The following is a 23921-nucleotide window of genomic DNA, read 5'->3' as shown; positions in this document are numbered from 1 at the left end:
AATGAAAGCATTCCTCATCAACAATTACACGAAAGATGGACTTCAACTTGCAGATGTTCCTGCGCCAAAAGTCGGTGACAATGACGTTTTGGTAGAAGTTAATTCCGCCAGCATCAATCTTTTAGATTCGAAAATCAAGAAGGGCGAATTCAAATTATTTTTACCTTACCAATTTCCATTGATATTAGGACACGATGTTGCAGGAATCATCACGCAAGTTGGAAAGAATGTCAAGAAATTCAAAATCGGTGATGAGATTTATTCAAGGGTTTCAGATTTTCACATCGGAACTTTTGCGGAATTTATTTCCATTAATGAAAAAGATGTCGCCCTTAAACCAAAAAACCTAACGATGGAAGAATCCGCTTCTATTCCTTTGGTAGCATTGACTGCGTGGCAAGCATTGGTTGAAAAAGCGAATTTGAAAAAGGGACAAAAAGTCTTTATCCAGGCCGGTTCAGGTGGCGTGGGAACTGTAGCGATTCAGTTTGCAAAACATTTGGGAGCAACTGTTGCAACAACTGCGAGTGAAAAAAGTTTTAAACTTTTGAAGAATCTGGGAGCAGATATTTTGATTGATTACAAAACGCAGGATTTCGAAACGATGCTTAAAGATTATGATGTTGTACTCAACAGTCAGGACAATAAGACATTACAAAAATCAATCAACATTCTCAAACCAAACGGTCAGGTGATTTCTATTTCAGGTCCGCCAACTCCGGATTTTGCCAAAGAAATTGGATTGCCTTGGTATTTAAAGATTGTGATGTCATTGTTAAGTTTTAGCATTAGAGGAAAAGCCAAAAAACGAAATATCGACTACTCTTTTCTCTTTATGAAAGCGAGTGGAAATCAATTGGAGAAAATCACAAAACTCATTGAAGCGGACATCATCAAACCTGTAATTGACAAAATTTTCCCTTTTGAACAAACCAATGAAGCGTTGGAATATGTTGAAAGCGGACATGCGAAAGGAAAAATTGTTATAAAAATTAAGTAAACTCAGATTTATTTTCTTTAAAACAAAAGATCTTATTTAGCTCAAATGTTTTTATAAAAAAAAATTGAGCTAAATTTTATTAATCGTATCATCTAAAACATTCAACAATTAGAATTATTTTTGAATTTATTTGATTAAATCATTTATACTTAATATCTTGAAAATATTATCTATATCCTCAAATAAATGATTTTGGCAGAGTCCTGTTAAGTTCACGTGACAGGATGCCTTGATATACTGAATAACTTTTGGAATTTGTTAAATTTCAAAAACTGAATCCCAAAGAGTTTAAAACAAGAATTGCTAGTTTGATATTTTTGATGATAATAAATATTCACTAGAAGTGTGACTTAGTGTTGTTCCCAGATAAGAATTCAATATAATAATTTAGTAAAATCTTTTCCTAATTCGAAAAAGGGAAATAAAATCCAAATCAACAACCGAGCAGTTCAAAAACCAGTTTAAATTTCAGTCAAAAAGATTGCAAATTCGAGCGAAAATTCTTAGTTTTACTAAGTAATACCGCTTTTTTGCAGGTGACCTATTTAGGGACAATTAGAATATGCTACAGCGAAACGTTTATCAATAAAGAGATTAAGGGAGGTTACAAAATCCTCTCTCTCGCAATACCTGATATTTTGTCATCGAAAATCTTTTCGCATATGCGGAAACCGAAAGAAAATTATTAATATAAAAAAAATAATTACTGCAAAGGAATTCTTGGCAAAATTCAATAATTTATAGAGAAAACCGTTATGAATAAAGAATAAAAAATGAAAAAAAAGATTTTATTTTTCCATATTAGCTATCTTATCCAATACTTGCTTTTTCCTGTTCTCTAAAGTTCCACTTACTTCTAGAATTTCATTGCTAAAATCTCCAATCCAGTCTTCTAGAATATCATTCACTTCATGTCTTAGATTGGGCAAATCTGATTCCTGACAGGATATAACATCTACTTTTTCTATGGGAACAAAAACTAAAAGGTCAATTTCAGCAATTGCCGTGGTCATCTCTTCGTAGAGAGAGGATATATTTTTCCTTTTGCTTATTGCATAAATATATGCCAATAGGTCTAATGGACAACGGTCAAAAATCACATTATCATCACTATTTTGTAGGTGTTTTGCTGAAAAATTGAATTGTTCAATATAATCTTCCAATGTCGGTATTTCCGAAAACAAATATCCTTCTTCCTCAAGTTGTAAGTAAGGCTCATTTATAAATTCATAATCAGGTAAACTTTCAGCAATCTCTTCTGCCAAAGTTGTTTTTCCGACTCTATGTGAACCTGTAAAAGCTATTCGCATAATTATGTTTTAGAATTTTTTAATTTAATGTTTCTCCAAAAGTTATCAAATTACTATCTGGGTCAAGAATAGAAAATTCTTTTTGTCCCCAAATTTTTTCTTCTAAATGTCCATTGGAATGTATTGGAACTTTATTTTCGATGAATTTATTATACAAATCCTCAATGGATGTTGTACGAATATAAATCTGTCCGTAATTTTCGTCTGGAACAAGGTTTTTAAATTCAAAAAAGTGCAACTGCAGATTATCTCTTTCCAACATTAAATAATTATCAAACTCATTTCCAAAAACTGTAAAACCTAATTTTTTATAAAAATCCAAAGTAAGTTGTTTGTGCCTCATTGGCAATTTTGCAATAATATCAGTAATCGTTTTTTTTCTTTCAAATTTCTATAATTAAGTTTGAAACAACACTTGATTGAAATCAAAAAATCACATTAGCTCTTACTCGACTCAAAGTTTCTTGGCGTATTTTCAAATATGAGGCAATCATATTTAAAGGAAAAGTTTTAATAATTTGAGGTCTGTTTTTAATAAGATAATCATATTTTTCAGTTGGGTTTAAATTATTATTATAAATATGAATTTTAATAGACAGCGAATTAAAAATCTTGTTGAGTTGCAAGAAATTTTGTGAAATTGAAATCAATTTGTGTAAACTTTCAAGTTTTAATTCCACAACTTCTGATTTAGCAAATGCCTTTATAATTGTATTGGAAGGAACTTGATTCGTCAAACTATCAAAATTGAAAACCCAATCATTCTGAATATTCAAATCAATAATTTTCTCTTCATCATCAATCTTTTGAAGTTGAAAAAGAGCACCGGTTTTAATAAAGAAAATCGATTTTGAAATTTCACCTTCAGAAAGAAGAACTTCATTTTTCTCAACGGTTTTAGTTTCAGTATTTTGATTGAATAATTGAACCTCAAAATCTGAAAAAAAGCCCAAGCTATTTAACATGCTCTAATAATTTTTCTGATACCTTGACGATTAACTATCAAATTTACATATTACAGTAATATTATGAAAGATGTGCAACAATAAATCTGCAAGTATCAAAGATTAAATAATAGAAAAAGAACAAACTTATTTACCGAATTTTTTTGAAATTCTTGATATATTTTGGTTTGAGCAAATTTAATTACCTCCTATTTCTTTTTTTTTACCAACCTAAGAAATCACTAGATGAGCATGTTGAAATTTAATTTTAATCATTAAATTTACAGGCAAAATTTTAATAGCAAATATAAAACATAACATTATAGATGAAAGCGTTACATCTATTTAGTTAATTTTAAATCAAAAAATATTGAGACCACATACAAATCAGGGAACTGAAAATGATTATCTTAATAATATTTATCTACAGGCCCTAAATTCAGCGAAATCAGGAATTATCATTACAGATAATACACAGCATGACAATCCCATAATCTATTGCAACAAGGCTTTTGAATAGCAAATATAAAACATAACATTATAGATGAAAGCGTTACATCTATTTAGTTAATTTTAAATCAAAAAATATTGAGACCACATACAAATCAGGGAACTGAAAATGATTATCTTAATAATATTTATCTACAGGCCCTAAATTCAGCGAAATCAGGAATTATCATTACAGATAATACACAGCATGACAATCCCATAATCTATTGCAACAAGGCTTTTGAAAACATTACGGGTTATACACACAATGAGATCATTGGTCATAATTGTAGATTTTTGCAGGCTCAGGATCGAACACAAGAGGAAAGGAGGATTATTAAAGATGCAGTGAAAAATGGTAAAGAATGTACTGTTGAGATTCGGAACTATAGAAAGAATGGCACCTTGTTCTGGAATGAATTGATTATTTCTCCTGTTAAAAATGATGAGGGACAGGTCACTCATTTCATAGGGGTACAAAATGATATTACGGAACGCAAAAAGTCACAGATCGAGCTGCGTGAAGAAAAAGCTTCCGTGGAAAAGAAGATCCTTGAACGCACTCAGGAACTGCACGATAATCAGGCATTTCTTTCGAGTATTATACAGACGGTAAGGGAAAGTCTTCTAGTATTAGATGCAGAATATAAGGTGCTCAGTGCAAACAACCATTTTTTAAACTCATTCAAAGTAACACAGGAAGATACGGTAGGCAAAATACTGTTCGAATTGGGAAACCACCAATGGGATATCGAAGCTTTGAAGAACCTTTTGACCAAAATATTACCCACTAATAATCCGGTTATTGATTTTGAGGTTGAACACGATTTTCCTTACATCGGAAGAAAGATTATGTTGGTAAATGCATACAGGATAGAATTTGAAGGTCAATATAAGGATCGGATCCTGATCGCCATTGAAGATATCACAGAAAAAAAGGAGATTGACAGGCGGAAAGATGATTTTCTGTCAATTGCAAGTCATGAGCTCAAGACACCGCTCACAACCATAAAAGGTTTTGTGCAGATTCTTGAGAGAATGATTCCAGAAGGATCTTCAGAGAAATTTATATCAACATTGGAAAAGGTATCGATCAATGTCGATCGTCTCAATAACTTGATATCCGAGCTTCTTGACACCTCAAAGATACAGTCCGGAAACATTGAAATTCATAAGGATCCATTTGAAATTGACCGATTGGTAAGAGATACCGTTGAAAATTTAACGTTTGCAAGTCCATCTTATATTATATCGATCAGCGCTGATACAAATTCAACCGTACTTGGTGATGAATTACAGATTTCTCAGGTAATTAGCAATTTGGTATCCAATGCGATCAAATATTCTCCCGGACAGAATAAAATCGATGTTCACTGTACTCGTGTAGGAAATTTTGTTAAGATATCTGTTACCGACTATGGAATGGGCGTTAGCCAGCAGGATCAATTGAAGATATTCGAAAGATTTTTCAGGGCAAGAGATATTCAGAAAAAATTCCCGGGTATGGGAATAGGTCTGTACATCTGCCACGAAATCATCGCAGGTCATGAGGGAACACTTTGGGTGGAAAGTGAGATTGGTTCAGGATCAACGTTTAACTTCACTTTACCCATTATGAAAAACTAATTTAAATGAACAATCAAAAAATAATGATCTGTGATGATGATGCCGGAATCTTGGAGGTTTTGGAAATGATGCTTGAAATGGAAGGCTTTTCTGTTTTTACAGAAAATAACAGCACAAATCTACTTAAAGAGGTCGCTAATGTAAGACCCGATTTATTATTGATGGATCTTTGGATGCCTGTGTTATCCGGGGATCAGTTATTGAAAACGATACGGATAACTCCTGAATTTCAGAAACTTCCGGTAATCATATTTTCTGTAAGTGTAGATGGAAAGCATATTGCAAAAGATGCTGGTGCCGATGATTTCATCGCTAAACCATTTGATATGGATAATGTTGCAAACACGATACGAAAGGTATTGACACAATATCAAATGTAAAACACCTGATCATTGATCTTAATTAGCTTAGCATAAAACAATTTTTATGAAAAGTTAATAACGCTATAATATTAAGAGCGGCTTAGTGCCGCATTTTATATTTATAGGATCTTTACTTAACTTAAATAGCTCCTCAGTTTATTTTAACATTTTTCAAAAAAAATTGTGCGTGAAACACCAATGTTGTCGGTTCTTCATTCGTATAAAAATCAAGAATAAGCTGCTGCGAAGCCATATCTTTCACTGGATTCTGTGTTCCCCCTGATCAAATAGTACATTAAAATCTTCACTTTTGATATCGGATAGTTCGTGTATATTTTTTTTAATTACCTTTTAAGACATTATTCATCATTCATTTTGCATCTATCTTAGATGAAGAATCTTGTTCGATCGATCAGTCATTCTTTATTTTTAATTAAAAAAGATAAAATATACCATAACTGTATTCATTCTTAACATGATTTAAAAGTTATGCACCTTAGTTTTGTATTCTCAATTTGAATTAATATTCACAAACCAAAATGCAAAATTTAATCAGGAAAATCTTAGTAGCAGTCGATTTCTCAGACAAATCAAATAATGCAGTCAAAATGGCGGTGCACATTGCTGCACGTCATAAAGCAAAAATCATTTTACTTCACAACATCACCAATCATGCGATCATCGACAGAACAGGAAAGCAAATCATCGGTGCAGAAACAATCAATGAGAATTTTCTAAAGACACAACGTGCATTAAAGGAACTTGAAATTTCTTTAAAAGCTCAATATCCTGTTTTGGAAATACAATCGGTCATCAAAAATGATCGTTTAATACATGGAATTAACGAGGTTATTGATTTCGAGACAGTTGATCTCGTAATCTGCGGGAGCTCTGGCCATCAAAACTTTTCACAACTGATTTTAGGATCATTATCTTATCAGATATTAACTGAGGCGAACTGCTCTGTCTTATTGGTACCCGAAGATTGTAAAAAATATTCATTCGACAAAATACTCGTTCCGATTCGTGTTTTGGAAGATCTAACCAATAAAATTGATCTTTCGGTTGCCATTGCTAAAAGAAACAACGGCGTCATAAGCCTACTGGGAATTAGTACAGATGAGGATTTGATAAAAATCAAAGATGCTTATCAAAGAGCCAGAACGACAATCGCCATAAAGTCGCAGGAATATCATTCGCAGTTTTTACTGACCCGCGACAAGGCAACGCAAATTTCAAAATTTTCAGAAGAGGACGATGCTGATATCATTATTCTTAATTATCAGGATGAAGACAGTTGGAAATCATTTTTTTCTGAAAATTTCTTTAAACAGATTATTAATTATACGGATGTGCCTTTGCTTTTTTTAAAAAACAAAAGCGTCAAGACCAAAAACTATTCGGAAGATAATGTTGGTTTTGACATTACATTGCCACATCCGGGATAACACAACGATATGATTACACTACAAAAATATTCAGATGAAAACAGAACCAACGCCAACCAACAACAGGAAATCATTCAGTTTCTTTTTGAACATCTTGAACAATACGGTGATCCGAAAGCAGATATTTCTGACGCTGTCAGCTATTCGCTAGGATTAGAAAATAAAACGGGAGGACTGATCATTACGGCGCGAGATGAAAGCACAGATCAGTTAGTTGGTGCAGTAGTCGTCAATAAAACCGGAATGAGCGGTTATATACCTGAAAATATTCTCGTCTACATTGCTACTGATAAAAATGTACGTGGTAAGGGAATTGGGAAAAAACTCATGCAGTACGCTATTGATTCTTCACAGGGGGACATCGCACTCCACTGTGAACCGGAAAATCCGGCAATACATCTATACAGGAAACTGGGATTTTCCAGTAAATATCTTGAAATGCGATTAAAAAAATAAAATGTCATATATTACTTTAAACACAAATAAATTACTTCACAACTATCATTATCTAGATCAACTTTTCGAAGAAAACCATATCGAATGGGCTGTAGTATCGAAACTGCTTTGCGGAAATGAAAAGTTTCTCAAATGTCTTTTGGAAATCTCTGACAAAGAAGTCTGCGATTCCCGTTTAAGCAACTTAAAGCATATTAAAAAGCTATCTCCAACAACAAAGACAGTCTACATAAAGCCACCTGCGAAACGATTAGCCCGAAGCATTGTAAAATATGCAGACGTCAGCTTTAATACAGAGCTGGATACGATTAAAGCTCTTTCTGATGAAGCCATTCAACAAAATAAAACCCACAAAATTGTGATTATGGTGGAAATGGGAGAACTCAGAGAAGGCATTATGGTGAAGAACCTGTCGCAGTTTTATGGTGAAGCTGCACAGATACCAAACATAGAGATTGTAGGAATAGGAACTAATCTCAACTGCCTCAACGGAATACTTCCTGACGAGAAAAAGCTGATTAAACTTCATCGCTTTAAAGAGATTATTGAAGAAATTCATCAGACTAAGATTCCCTTTATTTCGGCAGGATCATCAGTGACCATCCCTTTACTGTTTAAAAACAAAATACCGGAAGGAATTAATCATTTCAGAGTGGGTGAAACTTTGTTTTTTGGTACTGATGTTTACAACGATTCAATGATTAAAGGTATGCACCATGATGTTTTTCAGCTGACTGCTGAAATCATTGAGATTGTACAGAAGCCGATGATCCCGGCTGGAAATGCCGGAACCAATCTTACAGGTGAAACCCCCATTCATGATGATATAAACAAAGGTAAAACTTCTGTACGAGCAATCCTCGATGTTGGAATTTTAGATATTGACCCAAAGCATTTACAACCTATTTCTTCAGGGATTGCAATTATCGGGGCCAGCTCCGATATGATGATCCTGGATCTTGTAGATAACAGCAAAGATTATCACGTGGGAGATACGATTGATTTCAGCATGGACTACATGGCTGTTTTACGTGCTATGAATTCTGAATATGTGGATAAGGTAATTGATAACAAGTTAAATCCGCAGCACTTTAAAATTTTAGAACACAGTAATTAACATTGATATAATTATATCAAAAAAATACCACGCCAAAATTGTGGTATTTTTTATGTTTATATTTGAGTAGAAAAATTAAAAATCTTGAATCATACAATTCAATCTCTCACCTTAAGCCAAGTAAATAAACATTCTTTCTTACGAAATGAGTTTGTGATGATGCCGTTTCATGAGTTGGCTGAGAAGATACAGGCTGATTCCGGCTTTCATTTTAAAAATAAATTCTACGCCGTTTTAATTTTAAAAGATGCGGAAGGATCAATCGTCATTGATGATCGGGAATTCAATGTAAAACCCGGAAAGTTTTTTTTCATTAATTACAATCAGGTATATCATTTCAAAGACATTCAGTGTAACGATGGAAACGTACTGATGTTTACAAAGTCGTTTTATAATTATGTTTACACCGGAAATAAAATGATTAAGAGTGATACTGCTTTGAATGATGTGGCACCTTTTATAAAATTATCTGATGAAAACTTAGCTGACCTGGCACAAACCTATGATGAACTTCAAAATGAATACTTTAAAAGTAGATTATTACGAAAAGAAATTATCTGCCTCCTGCTTAAAGTTTTTGTATTAAAATATATTCGAAATTCAAATAAAAAAAATCATATTAATAGATCGGTTGATCATAAAAAACAAATCATAAATGAGTTCAGCAATTTGGTTAACCAACATTTTAAAGATTTAAAAACGACCTCACAATATGCTTCAAAACTAAATCTTACAGCCAACTATCTCAATGCGCTCATTAAAGAAAGTCTGGATATTTCTGCAGGTCAATTGATAAAAAACAGAGTTATTCTTGAGGCTGAGCGATTACTTCTTCATACTACCCTTTCTGTTACACAGATTTCTTCTGAGCTTGGATTTAATGACAATTCTCATTTTGGAAAATATTTTAAGTCTGCAATGAAATATTCTCCTAATCAATATCGATTGTTGAAAACTAAAAGTGAAATATAAAATTAATTTTAATTTATAGAATAAAAAGATTCAGCTTTTTCTGGATCTTTTTATTCTAGGCCTTTTATATTCATTAATTCTGCAATTTTATCAAAAGGCGGATTTATCATGTCAGTCTTCCAGTCAACGTAACCTGCAACTTCCATTTCAAGCTTAACCATTCCTAACGAATGATTATTAAAAATAAAAATCTTAATCGGAAACTGGTATTGCATAACAACCGCCAAATCCCCTAAAAGCATAGATAACCTCCATCACCCACTCATCGTAATAACTTGTCTATTTAGAGATGCGGCGACAGCTCCTATTGCCATTGGCAAAGATCAGCATCGAATATTTGAATGATATCTAAAGATATTAATAGTAAAACTATATCAGCATTTGGAACCCGAATTTATCTCTCTAAAGAAATTATTGAACTTCACCATAGTACGATACAGGTCGAAAGTTTCAAAACGAAGATACTACCTTCTCATTTATATTACCGATTGATTGGCAAAAGCTTAACCAATAAGTATTGAATAGAGATTATTTGATAAATCAGAATTAACATACCTAAACTTTGTAATTTATTCACAATAGTCGTGTAGTATCTGAATCCGATACAACATTAAGCTCTATTTATTAGAATATTTGCTTAACATTTCGCAAGTCTCATAACTAAAGAAGTAATAATGTATTGAATCTTACAAATTATTTAAGATAAAAATATCGTTTCTCTTGTTTTTTGGCTTTTAACTTGCAATTATAGAATTTAATAATTGTTTTATATAATCCTATGCAAAATGACGAGTACCGAAAGCTGCTTCTTAGCAAGATCTTTATGAGTAAAATAATTATCATTGTTATCCTAGCAATCTTTATAACTATTACAGCGGCTGGTGTTGTCATCTATACACTTTTCAATAAACAATTGAATTTACCTACTGAGAGTTTTGTTTCAACCTTATTTACAATCCTATTAATATTACTCATCATTGTGCTTATTCTCAGTATTCGTTTTCTTAGAAGTTACAGAGAAGTATTAATCTTGATGAGTAATGATGATTTGAAAACCTTAAAACAAATTAATGAATCCCGATTTTGGCTGGAAAAGTTTCTTCCGTCTTTTATTATCTATTCAGGTCAAATTAGAGTATTTACATGGTTTAGACAACCCGATTTTCACTTTACTGAACTTAAAGAGATCAAAATTAAAGCAAGTGTATTTGCAAGAGGAAGACAAAATAAAATCGTAAGTTTCAAAACAATAAAAGGCAGTTCATTTTTTTTTGCAATTGAAAATAACCCAATTCAAAGAAGACATCTAATGGAAAAAGCTTCTGCCTATCATCCCGGAATTCATATAGAATATGATGCGCAATAAGTTTTCATGCAATAATCCCCTATTTTAGTTTTTAATTTGGCTATTACACACCTCTTTGTACAAATTCTTATAACTCTTCTATAATTGAGAAGTGCTAAATTTTTATGAAAAATAAAGGAATTCGTGATAGTATGTATAATTCCTTAATTAATAAAACATAATACAGATTTCATTTATAAAAAATCCTTTTACTACACCAAATATAAAATTAAGAAAAAGAATTAAAACCTTACAGGCAAATATCTCTAGATAATATTTTTTAACGCCATTTTCTTCAGTAGAAAAGCAAAATAAATTCACAATTTTGTACCTTTACCTACTTGTGCACAACTACAAGATTCATTAAATTAAATTATTAATATTTGTGGATAAAAATATTGTAAAACTGAAAAAGATGGTTGAGAAACATCTTCATCATTCAAAAGATGAAATCAGTTCATTTTTTGGTCAACCTTCAAGAAAATCTGATGACTATATTTGGTTTTTCCGTATGTATAAATTAAATATTTTTCATGAGGAAATCATCTTTAATTTTGAAGAAGATAAAGTAGTAGATATTGCATTGGTTATATATTTTCTTTGGTTTAAAGTCAAAAGCATTTACTATTTCGAACATCAAAGTTCGGAATATAAGATATTAAATTTTTAGAGTCATCCTTAACAAAAAATACAGTAATATTTATTCCAATTTCTAAAACTGAAATATTTTCCAATTACTATTTGAGGAGAGTAAAAAATTTTATGATAAAAGCAATAGACTCTTTTCCAGTACATAGAATTTCAAAATTTATCAGAGTTTTAAATTTAGCTAAATAAATTTTAGCACAACATTTGATATGTTAAACATAACAGAAAGAATTTAGTGATTGTGAAGAAGGGTCTGTAAAAAATTAATAAGTTTAAAATATTCTTCTTTGAGTCATGAAAATCAAACAATTACAATATTCCGATACCGAACTATTTCTGTTACTCAAAACAAGAAAAATAAAAGAATTTACTTATATCTATGATTTTTACAGTCCTATTTTATATGGTTTTTTATTGAATTCAGGTCTGTCAGAAAAATATTCATCAGACATTTTGCAAGAAGTTTTCATTAAAATCTGGAATAAATCCTCACAATTACCTACTCATAATAATTTCCTGATATGGATGTTACAAATCACAACTGAAAACATCAGAGATTATTTACAAAATAATCATAGAAAGTTTACGATTGAAGTTAAAAATTGTGCAGCAATTTCAATAAAATTTACAGATGTTATTGAACCGGCTCTAACTAATCAATCCATTGCGTAAAATAACCCAATTAATAAGAAAATCTGACCGACAGTATAAAATAAAACTACAGCAAAAGAAGAAATTCAAAAAACTTCGTCACTGAGAAAAATTATCCCTTCAACATTCCCCAGAAAAATTATAATTCAATGATACAATTTTCAGTAAGTAGTAATCTATACAACATCCTCAATAAAAATTTTTCTCTTCATATACTTTTTAAAGGCTAAATATTTAATTTTTATATATCTCATTAAGATTAATTTTAACAAAACATCACTTTACAAATAACATACCATATATTAAATTTTTGTTTGAAGTAAAATTTCAACCACAATAAGGTTAAATTCGGAAAATTTTTATCAACTCATAATGCTTCCATATTTTTAATACTATTCAAAATTATCTTGAAGCTTTGAAATTTAGCATTGGTTTGGAAGATTTACAGGCTAAAAATCACTAACCATTTAAGGAAGTACTTGCAATGTTTTAATCTTAAAATTTAGTAATAATGACAAAAAAAGCGAGACAGCATAAATAATTGAGGTCATGCGTAATGATGATTCATCACACAAAATAACTGCTACGATTTATTGTAAAGCAGATACCATTATCTTATGGAAAAGATTTGAATTCTTAGTAAGAAAAAATGACTGAAGGAATAAATCGGAAAATAAATCCATTCCTGTGTTTCGGCTTATACAAGCAATCAAAGATCTACATTATGCTGACAAACTGATATAAAAGTTGTACGGGATAAGAATTGTGCCACAACAAAGTCAGCAACTCCAACAATAAACATGTTTAATGATTATACAACCTTAGTATTTCCACCAATTCAGGGATCGATCGTATTTTCAGTTTTTCAAACAGCCGGTTCTTATAGGTACTAACCGTAGATGAGTGGAGGTTTAATTGATTTGAAAGTTCTTTGAGGGGAATACCTTCTGCAAGCTTATTAGCAATTTGCAATTCGCGGTCTGAGAGAGATTCAAGAGTCGTTTTTTTTGTTGGACCATTTAATGATTCTAAAAACATCGCTTCTTTTACTTCTTCACTTGCATATCGGCCAGTACTAAGCATCGCCGTCAAAGCGGTTTCAATTACTGAATTGGAGCTTTGCTTGCTGAGATAACCACCTGCACCCATCTTTAAATAACGCATTGCGTACAATTCTTCATCTTGAGAAGAGAATATCAGAACTTTTAAGTCTGGTTGATGTATTTTTATATAATCAATCGCTTCCTGAACAGAACCATTAGGCATATTGACATCCATAATGGCCAGATCAAGTTTTTCATTCAAAATTACTTTGTACAGTGCTTTAAAATCCTCTACTTCAGAGATTACAGCATCAGGTAGAAGCCGTTTGATGGTTTGTATTAAACCCATGCGGACAATACCATGATCGTCTGCAACGATAATATGCACGTTTACTTTTAAACCCATTATTCTATAAATTTACGTAAAAAAAGGGAAACCGTAGTACCATTATTTTCAGACGAAAAGATGTTGATTTTTCCATGCATCAAGGATATAAAATTTTTAACAATTTTCAAACTTAATCCAACTCCTTTTTCGCCGGCAGTTCCCTTGAATATGGGGTTCTCATAGGTGTAGATGGCAGATAAATACTTTTCATCTATTCCAGTTCCGAAGTCGATCACAGAAAGTATGATCTGATCATCTACTGTAACTTCCTGTAAATAAATATCTTTTCCCGGAAAAGAGTATTTTACCGCATTATTAAAAATCTTGTCTAAAATATATTTGAGCAACAAATAATCGGTTGTAAGAAATGCTTCGGGATCGCCTTTAAAATAAAATTTAATATTTTTTTCTTTTAATCCAGCAGCGTATTTTTCTTCCAAATGGTAAAAAAGATCCATCACCATGATTTTCACAGGTTTAATCTTATATTCACCATATTGTGTTTTTAGCCAGGCGGTGCTGTCCTGAGCGGTTTGCAGATTCTTTTGAGCATCTCTTTTTATCTCCGGTAACAACTTAAAAAAATCTTCCTCACTTATGGTCTTTTGTTCCATTGCTTCCAGAAGCCATAGAAAATTTCCAAACAGTTCTTTTGAATCATGAGACAATAACGAGATCAGTCCGTTCTTGAAATTGATTTCGTTTTCCAGTTTTTCGATTTTTATCTGCAGTTCCTTGATAAATTCCTCCATAATATAAGTATCAATGTAAAGAAATTGCCATTTCAATATCTTTTAAAGCTGATTTTGCGGTTTACTTTTCGATCTCTTTGCCAAACCATTTTTTAATCATATCAGACAGGGTTTGTTTTAATAAAGGTTTGGTTAAAAAGTCTGACATTCCTGCTTGCATACACTTTTCTTTCTCACCAGGAAGACTCCCCGCCGTTAATGCAATAATAGGGATTTCTATGTTTTTTTCCAACACCCTTATTTTTTTTGTCGCTTCAATGCCATTAAGATGGGGCATCTGAATATCCATTAAAATAAGATCAGGATTTTCTTTTTCGTATTTTTCAACCGCTTCAGTGCCATCTTTTGCCTCGATGATCAGAGCTTGAGGAATAATATCCTTTATATAAGTTTTCGTGAGTAGCAAATTAACGACATTATCCTCAGCAATTAAAATTTTTATCTCGCCCCTGCTCGTCTCACTTCCACCAGTTTTTATTTGATCCGGTTTTTTCTTTTCAGAACTCTTTAAATTGGATAAAATCTGGTACATCTGTTTCATGCGAATCGGTTTTACGAGTCGATTTTCTATTTCTAATTCGTCGCATGCATCTTTTAAATCTGTGTCATCTGACGAGCTGTACAAAACAACATACGGTGCTACACTGGTGGTATCGGTAATAATATTTTTTATTTTCCTGATGGTTTCAATACCATCCATAACGGGCATATGATAATCCATAATAATTACATCAAAATCGGACTTATCCATGATTAAAAGCAAAGCTTTCAACCCGCTATCACACTCAATAACTTCAATATTTTTCCGTTCCAACATCCTTTTCAGGATTTTGCGATTGTATTCATTATCATCCACAACCAAAACTCTCTTAATATCAGTTAAGCTTAAATCGTACTCCTCTTCCTCTGTATCAAACAGAATATCAAAGAAAAAGTCACTGCCCCTACCCTGATCGCTTTCAACCTGTAAAGCACTGCCGGCAAGGTTCAAGATTTGGTTTGAAATGGTGAGTCCAAGGCCAGTCCCGCTATATCTTTTACTAATACCGCCATCTTCCTGTGAAAATGCGTTGAAAATTTCTGCCTGGTTTTCGCTGTTAATTCCAATTCCTGTATCGCGAACTCCAAACCGGATTCGTTTTTTTCCTTCTCCTAAATCATCTAAAACTTTTACATATAGAACAATCTCACCTTTTTCAGTAAATTTTATAGCATTGCTCAAAAGATTGACGAAAACCTGTTTTAAGCGCATCTCATCAGTCCATATATATTTAGGTATGGTGTCATCAACATCAAAAAGCATTTCTACCTGATTATTGGTAGTACTACTGTACGCAACAATATTGAAGGCTTCTGAAATCATCTCTTCGATCTCTACTTTGTCAAGGTTAAGCTTAAGTTTTTGCTTTTCCAATTTTGAGAAGTCTAAAATATCATTGATGATGCTGTATAAGGTAACTCCGGATTGATTGATAATTTCTAAATACTGCCTCTGTGTTTCGTCCAGATTGGTATCTAAAAGGAGCTCTGTAAAACCGATAATACCATTCAAAGGGGTTCTAATCTCATGGCTCATATTGGCTACAAACTCAGATTTTAAAACATTGGCTTTTTCTGCCAGCTCTTTTGCTATCAAGATCTTCTTTTCCATCTTTATCCTTTCGGTGATGTCCACTGCATTAGCCATTACCTGCAAATTGCCATCGATATCTTCGTCTATAGCACTCATAAAATGCCAGACTGCTTTTTCTCCATTTTTCTTGCGGATGGTCATTTCACCAGAAGCATGATTTGCTATTTTGATTTGGCTCAGGTACACTTTTACATTTTCATGCTTTTCCGGGATGATGAGATCAAAAAGACTAAGGCTCAGTAATTCTTCTCTGGAAAAACCCGAAGCCTTTAAACCGGCCTCATTGACATCCAGAAAATTGCCTTCGGTATCATGAATACTTATTATTCCCTGATTTTTTTCAAAAAGACCACGATACTTCTGCTCACTTCTTTTGAGTGATTTTTTTTTTGTAGTAAATTCTGTAATATCTCTTCCGATGGCATATACTACTCCAGATTCAAGTTCAGGTGTGAAGGTCCACTGAATCCATTTAACCTCTCCGGATTTTATGATGTATCTGTTAGTAAAATGAGATAAAGTTTCCCCCAGCACAGATGCTTCTAATGCCTGAAAAGTTGATTGCTTGTCTTCCGGAAGAACATATTCAATAAAACTTTTACTAATGAACTGTTCATCGTCCCACCCAAATATTTTCGTAAATGCTGGATTTAGTTTTACGAATTTCCCTTCTAAAGACAAGACGCCTAACAAATCAGTGGATGTTTCAAAAAGTGCATCATAAGTAAGTAATAGCTGTTCTTTTTCTTTAACCAAAAACCATTTTGACGCTTGGTTCAGAATCTTATGGATTAGCTCTTCCTCTGGTTTACCTAAATTTTTCTCCTCCCTGCCAAATAAATTTAAATGAGCAATGAGAGTGTCCTCAAGAGCAGGGATGGGATAACTTCTATGAAATTTAAATTCCAAGTTCTTAAACTCATAAATCGAAGTGTGATTATCCAAAAGAAAGTGAGGATTCTGAGGATAGATTTGATTAACGGACCCATCACTGGAGGCGAGAACATATACTTTCCCTTTCAAGGTAATACTGATGGTACACAGCTCTATGTTGGCCATTTTAGCAGCTGCAAACACTAACAAATCAAAAACATCGTCATATTTTTTTTCGAATGCATTTAATTGATCAATATCGTGCTGATTCGGCAATTTATTATTGTTATTAAAATGGTCCATAAAAAGAGTTTTATAGAAAGTATTGTTAAATTGCCGTAAAGCTATAATAGACATTAATAGAGTACGTAGTATTTTCTTTCCCTACCAAACTTTGGGCACCCGCAGGTGGTATAGTATATCTTACGTCTAGTTGCTGGTCCAAAACCGGTGTTCCGTTAAAAAGTATTTTTTGTGGTGTTTTGGATAAAGGAGCATCTATAGAACTTCCCTCCACACCAATTTGTAAGATATTGGAATTGATATTTGTCTGGACACCGCCTTTTTTGAAATAATTTTCGTCCGATTTTACATACAGTTCAAAACTTTCATTATTGGATAATATAATTTGGTTCGGAATCATTTGTGACTGACCATTTGTATATTGAGCAGCGGTATTAAAATTGAAGTTTACATTTCGTCCCGAGCTGGGGATGGTGATCTCCGACCGAGGAAGCACCTTTAACTGAACAGCTGTATTTTGCAAACTGTTAATTGAATTATCAGTACTTCTTGCATTAAGGTTCAATTCAAAAGTATACGTTCCAGCTTCGAAAAAATTATTCTTAAAATCGTCTGCAGAGACATACAACTCTGGGGTGAAGCTGTTTCTGTTTCCCGCTCCAACACTAATATTAGCAGCAGAAAAATTCTGAAAAGTGCCCGATAAAGCTTTGGTCGTGAGAGCAGATCCGTTACTCCCCAATTTAATACTGGCTATAGTTCTTGTTCCTGAAACACCTTTAGATGACATGAACTGAACACTTGTAGCAGCAGCTTTTGCCCAAAAACTAAAATCGACCGTATGTGCGATTTCCGTATTCCCCAAATCCCACACTTTCGTGCTGGTACTGCGATAGTCATTCAAAGAAGATATTTCAACATATTTTGTTAAGGAGTTTGTAATCCATCGTATCGATGAAGGGATGACTAAAATTGTTTTAAAATTACGTGGTGTGAAATCGTTGTAATTCTGAGTGATATCCATAGAATAATTTCCGGCTCGGAAGGTATTGGCCGTAAATTGTGCAGCAGGAATTTTAAATGTAAAATTAATATTTCCCCGGTTGAATCCTCCCCCAAATGCAGTTGTTGGCGGCTCAAACCATTTTACAGCACTTGCACTGAAAACCTGAAAACCTGGTAAAGAACCCGAAAGTCCTACAGATGGCAACTGACCTCCCATACTTTCCAACTGCCATAGAAGAACAGAATTGGGTAAAGTGGATAGTGAAGAAGAAGATTGAGTAAAAGTGGGTCCGGACGTAGAAGTAAAAGTTGGAGCAATCGCCCCAAATCCCAAAAAGCCATAATCCCAGTTTGTTCTGTTGGTATTCGTCATTACTCTTGTAGGTACTGAGGTAAATTCAGTCCTGTTAAAAATATTATTTTCCGGGATAGTCAGGTATACGTCCTGAGCCTTTGTAACTGTTGACCCTAAGCACACAGTAAAAATTCCCACTAAAAAAAAACTCTTCGTCTTCATACCTTTAAATTTAAAACTTTTTCACCTTAATGTTGGTGTCTTTCTTCTTATATTCAAAAATCACGATTTCCTGATAACCTTCTTTTGTCACCTGAATCGTTTTTGTGGGTTGTGTGTAGATGTATTTATCATTTTCAATATAGAGTTCATATTTTCCATCTTTCAGGAAAAACTCAAATTCATTTTTCTGGTTGACTATGGCGGTATAGATCTCGCCATCTTCACCTTTTGCATACACTACAATACCGGTTACATCAGTCTCCAAAACATCGTAGGCTTGCTTGATTTCTGTTAATTTTCCACTAATCTTTATGTTTTTCACCAAGCCTACTTTGCGGTTGATATTTTTATTGACCATCATAACGGGATCCATCATCAATCGTGCACCCGCACTTTCATTTACTTTCAGTGTGTAAATACCTTCGGGCACATTTTGAAAAATTACCTTTCCATTCTTATCCGTCATTGCGACATAATTGTGCAGTTTTACAATTTCATCAGCGAATACTGTTTCGCCTGAATCTAAAAGTCCATTGAAATTTTTATCTTCAAAGAACTGGAACGTCACTTTATGATTTCCCAAAGCAGTGGCTGTGGTAAAATATTTTTTAATTCCAACTCTAAACTGGTAATAACTACCACTGCTTGCATACTCAGCCGTAGATTTATATCCTGAAAGATTAAAATAACCTGTGCTGGACCAAGAAGGCGAAATCTTATATTCCAGATTCCCGGTGATATTGCTGTTTAAATTTTTATAAAGTTCCGAATAGAAAGTTCCTGCTGAAAAAGACCCGATCAGATTACTACTGAACATCTGGAAATTATACGAGGCGTATACATTGTAATTGGCAAAATTGCGGTCTACGTTGTTGTAATAAGAATTTAAATCAAAAACATTAGTTGCGTTCCATTGGGCTGTTCCGTTAAGAGAGAATGATTTATATCTGTACGATAAAGATGTTTTAAAACTGTTAAACCAATCTGGATTATTGTCTGCTTTTGAATAAGAATATTCCCCTGTCCAGTTCAATCCGTGAGCGCCGAATGTTGTGCTTATGTTGGCTTCCATTCGGTAGGAGAAAAGTTCCTGCGATGTGTAAAAACTGGCTGTTTTCTGCCTTTCAATTTTTGGAGACAACAGAAAATTCCAATTTTTTGCAGAAAACTGATATCCTGATCCAAAAGCTTCTGTGCTGTTGAAGTAATAACGCAAATTAGCCGTATTCACAGTCTGGATTGGCGTGCTCTGGAAACTTAGGAACTCAGGGTCTACCTGTGAATTCTGATATTGAATAAAGGCACGCTGAGTAGCAGAAAATTGGCGGCTGATCCGTTGATTTGAGAAAAAAGATCCTCTTTTGATCCCTGCATAACTTTTGGTGGCAAGAGAATTCACAGATTGTATATCCCATTTCCCTATTTTCCCTTCATAATTCGCTCCCATTGAAGCGCCTGCGTTTTCATCTTTGTTCAAAAGACCTTTTTCGTGGCTGAATCCCACCTCGGTGCGTATTGTATGTTTATCGTTAATTAACAATGATGTTGTTGCGTTCGCCACCTGTGTATCTACGTTAAAGCGCGGATCATGGTCAAATATGTAGGACACTTTCCCAGTAAAAGATTTAGCATTCCCAAAACCATATTTTCCACCCACTATGGTAGATCCTTGTGTTTGCTGGAAATAGGTACCATAAAGGTTGTAATTATTTTCCAACGCTAGAACTTCAATCTGATTATTTTTATCGAATTGAGTAGACATTTTCCCACCTCTTCCAAAAACCGGATAATCATAATCGTTACTATTAACATTCCCAACCCGTAATACCGTATTTTTTCTCTCCAGCTCCAGCCAAGTATCATATAGGTTATAACGGCCGTCTTCATGATAGTAATCCGCACCTATATTGAAACGAGATTTCAAATTTTCAGTCACTCGAAACATGGTGTTTCCTCTCAATTGAAGAAAATTGAAACCTGAGCTGTTTTCGTTATAGGCAATTTCTGCATAATTACTTCCGCTCACCCCTTCGTTTCCTCTGGCAATTTGTCTGTTGTTTGATAAAATAATTAAGTATAGCGTATTGCTTCCCACAATTTCATTATTAAGAACGTCAGTGGCGGTTGCATTAATATTAAATTCTGGGAAAATCGTATTCTGTTTTCTGACTGTAATTTTGATCTCAACCGTTTGCTTTTCTAAACCTTCCAGCGATACGGTTTGCTGTTTTGGTATCATTTCCAAACCATCAGGAATAGATTGCAAATCAATCTTAACGGTTCGTTTACCGTAACCCTGATTTTCTACAATCAGAAGGATTGATGAAGCGGGAGAAGCGGGATTAATGAAATTTTCATACGATGCCGTATAAATTGCAATGTTTTTGTTCTCCTCTTTTTCAACAAAGAACGAGGCATTTTCAGTTTTGTTAACCGTCGATGTCGTGTACGAAACCAGGAATTTAATCTCATTGGATTTCAGTTTCATAAAATCCACATTGGCGATCAATTTCACAGGAAAATTTTTAGACTGACCGGCACCTAAGGTAAATTCATTTTTGGGATAGAAAAGTAAACCCGGATACTTTTCATAAGGTGTGACATTCTGAATGGTAATTTCTTCAGAACTTTTATTCTCAATGACCAGGAAATTAGTAAAAGTAGAACCTTTCTCAACAGCTACACTGTTATTTTCAAAATGGATCTCTACATCCTTATTTTCCTGCGCAAAGGCAAACGAACAATGCAGAAGAAGAAATGCAAAAAATAATATTGATCTTCTTAGGATTGATGTCGGCATTCCATTTTGTGGTTTCAAGACTTAATTTTAAAATTTAAAGTTTTTTTCGCCTACGCGTAAATCATTGGATCCGGCCATTTTAATAATAGCTACACCAAGAAAGTTTCCTGAAATATTTTCTGGTAAAGAAAACTGAACGACCTGATCAGTATTGGGAAGCATGGAAATTGCAATTGCAGATAGTTTTATTTCCTTACCACTGTCTGTATTGGTCAATTCAAACTCAACAGTGGCATCATTGATGGTATTTCCATCGTTATGGATGCTTACTGCGACTTTTCTGTTTACTGCATTCTCATTATTCACCTCTGATATATTGGTAATATCCAAACTTTTTGTCTGGTTTCCAGATGGTGTATAAAAGATGTGAAGTCCAACTTCAAATAAGGTAATAATACCAATCCCGTTCTGAATACGAGCCTGATCTGCCTGCTGCGGAAGTTGGGTAAAAAATAACATACTGTTTGTAACAGCAAACTTTGATGCGTTTGCCGGAATCTGCATGGTTACTACAATCTCTTTAGTACTTCTCGCAGGAACTGTTACTGCGTTTTCTAAGGTGGACACCCAAGCGGCATTAGATGTTTTTGAACTGCCTGCTTCAAGATAAACTTTATTTCCGTCTTCTTCCCTAGCCCAATCTTTATAGTTGAGATTAAAAATATAATCCTTATCCGAGCTGTTCTGCAGCGTGACCGTTTTTGTCACTTTTTCTCCTGGATTACCGGTAAAAAAAAGGCGCGTAGGCGACATCGAAATACTTTGTGCCAGAACTGATGAAGACGCTGTAAGAATAAAGAAAATGAAAAGATGAATAAACTTGCGCATGGTGTAAATTGTTTAAAAATAAAGATTCCCAAAACTACTGAAAACGTAACAAAGAAAGCTTTATAGATTAAAAAATTTATTATAAAGCAGTCGCAGTATACGTAACTGTTTGAGTATACGTTCCCGCTGGTTTACCTAAGATATCTGAAGATGATGATTTCACTGCAGGAATCATGTAATCCAAATTCAAGGTTAATGCGCTTCCCAATGGAGCATTTGTCACTAAATTTTGATCCGTTGCAGATAAAACAACAGCATTTTTTGTTCCACCCATTGTTCCGGAAGCTGAAGCTGCTTTAATCGTTAAAACATTTACAGGGATTACGTTGGTTCCATTCATGAAATTAGCACCCCCTGCTTTTACTTTAACATTAAAGTTTTTTGTTGAAGTTACTTTCAAAGAATTGGCTTTGGTAATCGTTTGATCAGAGTTATAGTCTGCTGCAGTCGCATAGTTAAAGTCAACCGTATTACCGATTGCGGTACTTCCTGCGTCGATGGAGATCACATCGTTCAGGGTAATGTTTACGGTTGTTGTTGCGGTTGTATTTTGAGCTTGAACATTATTAGTTCCTAATATGATGGCTCCGATAGTTAAGGCTGCGATTGCGATTAATTTTTTCATGGCAGTAATATTTGATTTTAATTTTGTTTAATTGTTCTCTTTTGTATACTGCAAATTTACAGCGGCCATAAAAGTTTCTTTGTAGTGGAAAATGGAAGTTGATGTAGTAAAATAACTACACAGATTAATTATTTGGTTTAAAAAGAAAAAACCTCAACACTATGAAAGTGTTGAGGGCAGTTTATAATTGCTGTGTTTTTTATTATAGAGCAGTCGCAGTATAAGTTACTGTTTGTTGACTTTTTAGGCTCTTATATTTAATTCAAATAATTAAATATACCCCCCTTGTTTTCAATCTTAATACTTGTTACAATTTCGTCTTTAAAGTATAACGATAATAACATAAGGGTATTTCCAAATTTATCTGATTCTACGGGATAAGACCATGTCATTGAAGTATGAATATGTGGCGCATATCCAAAAAGTTCAAGTATTTCTTTTTTGCTTTTTCCAATGGGAACATTAAATTTGAAAATATCATTAACAAGAGTTTTTCTTTTTTCTGGACGGGTTTTCCAAAGGATGCTATCAAATTGATGATTACCAATTTCAAGTAAAAACAATAGCTTTTTTATTAGATTCGGCATATTATCTTGTAATTATTTAGTTATTACCTGAAATTAACTTATCATAGTAACACAGACCATTTTAACATTAGTTGATAAGATATTTCAGACTTGTACAAACGAATTTTTTAATGATATAAAATAATATTTGATTATAAAGCAGTCGCAGTATACGTAACGGTTTGAGTATAAGTTCCCGCCGGTTTACCTAAGATATCTGAAGATGATGATTTCGCTGCAGGAATCATGTAATCCAAATTCAGGGTTAATGCACTTCCCA

General features: G+C 33.5%; 21 protein-coding genes and 2 pseudogenes. 10 read left to right on the top strand and 13 right to left on the bottom strand.

Annotation, left to right across the window (positions count from 1 at the left end):
• The first annotated feature begins 1 nt into the window (after nucleotide 1).
• Nucleotides 2-1000 carry an NADP-dependent oxidoreductase gene (locus OF897_RS16685; protein WP_267266808.1) on the top strand — a complete coding sequence of 333 codons (999 nt, stop codon included), beginning with the start codon at nucleotides 2-4 and terminating at the stop codon, nucleotides 998-1000.
• A 788-nt stretch (nucleotides 1001-1788) separates the two neighbouring features.
• Here OF897_RS16685 and OF897_RS16680 read toward each other — a convergent pair.
• From OF897_RS16680 to OF897_RS16670, 3 genes are all read right to left on the bottom strand, one after another.
• Nucleotides 1789-2310, bottom strand: a complete 522-nt coding sequence (locus OF897_RS16680; protein WP_267266807.1) for an AAA family ATPase — start codon at nucleotides 2308-2310, stop codon at nucleotides 1789-1791.
• A 19-nt stretch (nucleotides 2311-2329) separates the two neighbouring features.
• Complete coding sequence (locus OF897_RS16675; protein ID WP_267266806.1) at nucleotides 2330-2653, bottom strand: bleomycin resistance protein; 324 nt, start codon at nucleotides 2651-2653, stop codon at nucleotides 2330-2332.
• A gap of 82 nt (nucleotides 2654-2735) precedes the next feature.
• Nucleotides 2736-3275, bottom strand: coding sequence for a Crp/Fnr family transcriptional regulator (locus tag OF897_RS16670; protein ID WP_267266805.1), 540 nt, complete (start codon nucleotides 3273-3275; stop codon nucleotides 2736-2738).
• 567 nt (nucleotides 3276-3842) lie between these two features.
• On the opposite strand from OF897_RS16670, the gene OF897_RS16665 reads away from it, so the two are divergent.
• The 6 genes from OF897_RS16665 to OF897_RS16640 all read left to right on the top strand — a co-directional run bounded on the left by OF897_RS16665 (nucleotide 3843) and on the right by OF897_RS16640 (nucleotide 9724).
• Nucleotides 3843-5369 (top strand): PAS domain-containing protein, encoded by a 1527-nt coding sequence (locus OF897_RS16665; protein ID WP_267266804.1) that lies wholly within the window; start codon nucleotides 3843-3845, stop codon nucleotides 5367-5369.
• 5 nt (nucleotides 5370-5374) lie between these two features.
• Nucleotides 5375-5749 (top strand): response regulator, encoded by a 375-nt coding sequence (locus tag OF897_RS16660; RefSeq protein WP_267266803.1) that lies wholly within the window; start codon nucleotides 5375-5377, stop codon nucleotides 5747-5749.
• Between the two features lie 521 nt (nucleotides 5750-6270).
• Nucleotides 6271-7179: a universal stress protein gene (locus OF897_RS16655; RefSeq protein WP_267266802.1), complete on the top strand. Its 909-nt coding sequence runs from the start codon at nucleotides 6271-6273 to the stop codon at nucleotides 7177-7179.
• A gap of 9 nt (nucleotides 7180-7188) precedes the next feature.
• Nucleotides 7189-7635: a GNAT family N-acetyltransferase gene (locus OF897_RS16650; RefSeq protein ID WP_267266801.1), complete on the top strand. Its 447-nt coding sequence runs from the start codon at nucleotides 7189-7191 to the stop codon at nucleotides 7633-7635.
• Nucleotide 7636: 1 nt separating this feature from the next.
• Nucleotides 7637-8752 (top strand): alanine/ornithine racemase family PLP-dependent enzyme, encoded by a 1116-nt coding sequence (locus OF897_RS16645; RefSeq protein ID WP_267266800.1) that lies wholly within the window; start codon nucleotides 7637-7639, stop codon nucleotides 8750-8752.
• 84 nt (nucleotides 8753-8836) lie between these two features.
• The gene (locus OF897_RS16640) at nucleotides 8837-9724 is read left to right on the top strand and encodes an AraC family transcriptional regulator (RefSeq protein WP_267266799.1); all 888 of its coding nucleotides are present in this window, start codon (nucleotides 8837-8839) and stop codon (nucleotides 9722-9724) included.
• Between the two features lie 53 nt (nucleotides 9725-9777).
• Here the strand turns inward: OF897_RS16640 and OF897_RS16635 are convergent.
• Nucleotides 9778-10047: pseudogene (locus tag OF897_RS16635) on the bottom strand (thiamine pyrophosphate-dependent enzyme); the annotation flags it as partial.
• 500 nt (nucleotides 10048-10547) lie between these two features.
• Here OF897_RS16635 and OF897_RS16630 point away from each other — a divergent pair.
• The 3 genes from OF897_RS16630 (at nucleotide 10548) to OF897_RS16620 (ending at nucleotide 12389) form a co-directional block, all read left to right on the top strand.
• Nucleotides 10548-11090, top strand: coding sequence for a hypothetical protein (locus OF897_RS16630; RefSeq protein WP_267266797.1), 543 nt, complete (start codon nucleotides 10548-10550; stop codon nucleotides 11088-11090).
• A gap of 364 nt (nucleotides 11091-11454) precedes the next feature.
• The gene (locus OF897_RS16625) at nucleotides 11455-11739 is read left to right on the top strand and encodes a hypothetical protein (protein WP_267266796.1); all 285 of its coding nucleotides are present in this window, start codon (nucleotides 11455-11457) and stop codon (nucleotides 11737-11739) included.
• A 272-nt stretch (nucleotides 11740-12011) separates the two neighbouring features.
• Nucleotides 12012-12389, top strand: a complete 378-nt coding sequence (locus OF897_RS16620; RefSeq protein ID WP_267266795.1) for an RNA polymerase sigma factor — start codon at nucleotides 12012-12014, stop codon at nucleotides 12387-12389.
• A 783-nt stretch (nucleotides 12390-13172) separates the two neighbouring features.
• Here the strand turns inward: OF897_RS16620 and OF897_RS16615 are convergent.
• The 9 genes and pseudogenes from OF897_RS16615 to OF897_RS16575 all read right to left on the bottom strand — a co-directional run.
• On the bottom strand, nucleotides 13173-13817 hold the full coding sequence (locus OF897_RS16615) for a response regulator (protein WP_267266794.1): 645 nt from the start codon (nucleotides 13815-13817) through the stop codon (nucleotides 13173-13175).
• The gene (locus OF897_RS16610; RefSeq protein ID WP_267266793.1) at nucleotides 13817-14551 is read right to left on the bottom strand and encodes a sensor histidine kinase; all 735 of its coding nucleotides are present in this window, start codon (nucleotides 14549-14551) and stop codon (nucleotides 13817-13819) included. The genes OF897_RS16615 and OF897_RS16610 overlap by 1 nt, the downstream gene beginning before the upstream one ends.
• 61 nt (nucleotides 14552-14612) lie before the next feature.
• Nucleotides 14613-17360, bottom strand: a complete 2748-nt coding sequence (locus OF897_RS16605; protein ID WP_267266792.1) for a PAS domain-containing hybrid sensor histidine kinase/response regulator — start codon at nucleotides 17358-17360, stop codon at nucleotides 14613-14615.
• 25 nt (nucleotides 17361-17385) lie between these two features.
• The gene (locus tag OF897_RS16600) at nucleotides 17386-18822 is read right to left on the bottom strand and encodes a hypothetical protein (protein WP_267266791.1); all 1437 of its coding nucleotides are present in this window, start codon (nucleotides 18820-18822) and stop codon (nucleotides 17386-17388) included.
• 10 nt (nucleotides 18823-18832) lie between these two features.
• Entirely contained in the window at nucleotides 18833-21640 is a 2808-nt protein-coding gene (locus tag OF897_RS16595; RefSeq protein WP_267266790.1) for a hypothetical protein, read from the bottom strand.
• Between the two features lie 9 nt (nucleotides 21641-21649).
• Nucleotides 21650-22450 carry a fimbrial biogenesis chaperone gene (locus OF897_RS16590; protein WP_267266789.1) on the bottom strand — a complete coding sequence of 267 codons (801 nt, stop codon included), beginning with the start codon at nucleotides 22448-22450 and terminating at the stop codon, nucleotides 21650-21652.
• A 79-nt stretch (nucleotides 22451-22529) separates the two neighbouring features.
• Complete coding sequence (locus tag OF897_RS16585) at nucleotides 22530-23075, bottom strand: peptidoglycan-binding protein LysM (RefSeq protein ID WP_267266788.1); 546 nt, start codon at nucleotides 23073-23075, stop codon at nucleotides 22530-22532.
• Between the two features lie 257 nt (nucleotides 23076-23332).
• The gene (locus OF897_RS16580) at nucleotides 23333-23662 is read right to left on the bottom strand and encodes a hypothetical protein (protein ID WP_267266787.1); all 330 of its coding nucleotides are present in this window, start codon (nucleotides 23660-23662) and stop codon (nucleotides 23333-23335) included.
• A 131-nt stretch (nucleotides 23663-23793) separates the two neighbouring features.
• Nucleotides 23794-23921: pseudogene (locus OF897_RS16575) on the bottom strand (peptidoglycan-binding protein LysM); the annotation flags it as partial.

Source organism: Chryseobacterium formosum, assembly GCF_026460885.1.
GTDB lineage: Bacteria > Bacteroidota > Bacteroidia > Flavobacteriales > Weeksellaceae > Chryseobacterium > Chryseobacterium formosus.
Note: the sequence above shows the minus strand (reverse complement) of the source record. Positions and strands in the feature narration are given on the sequence as shown.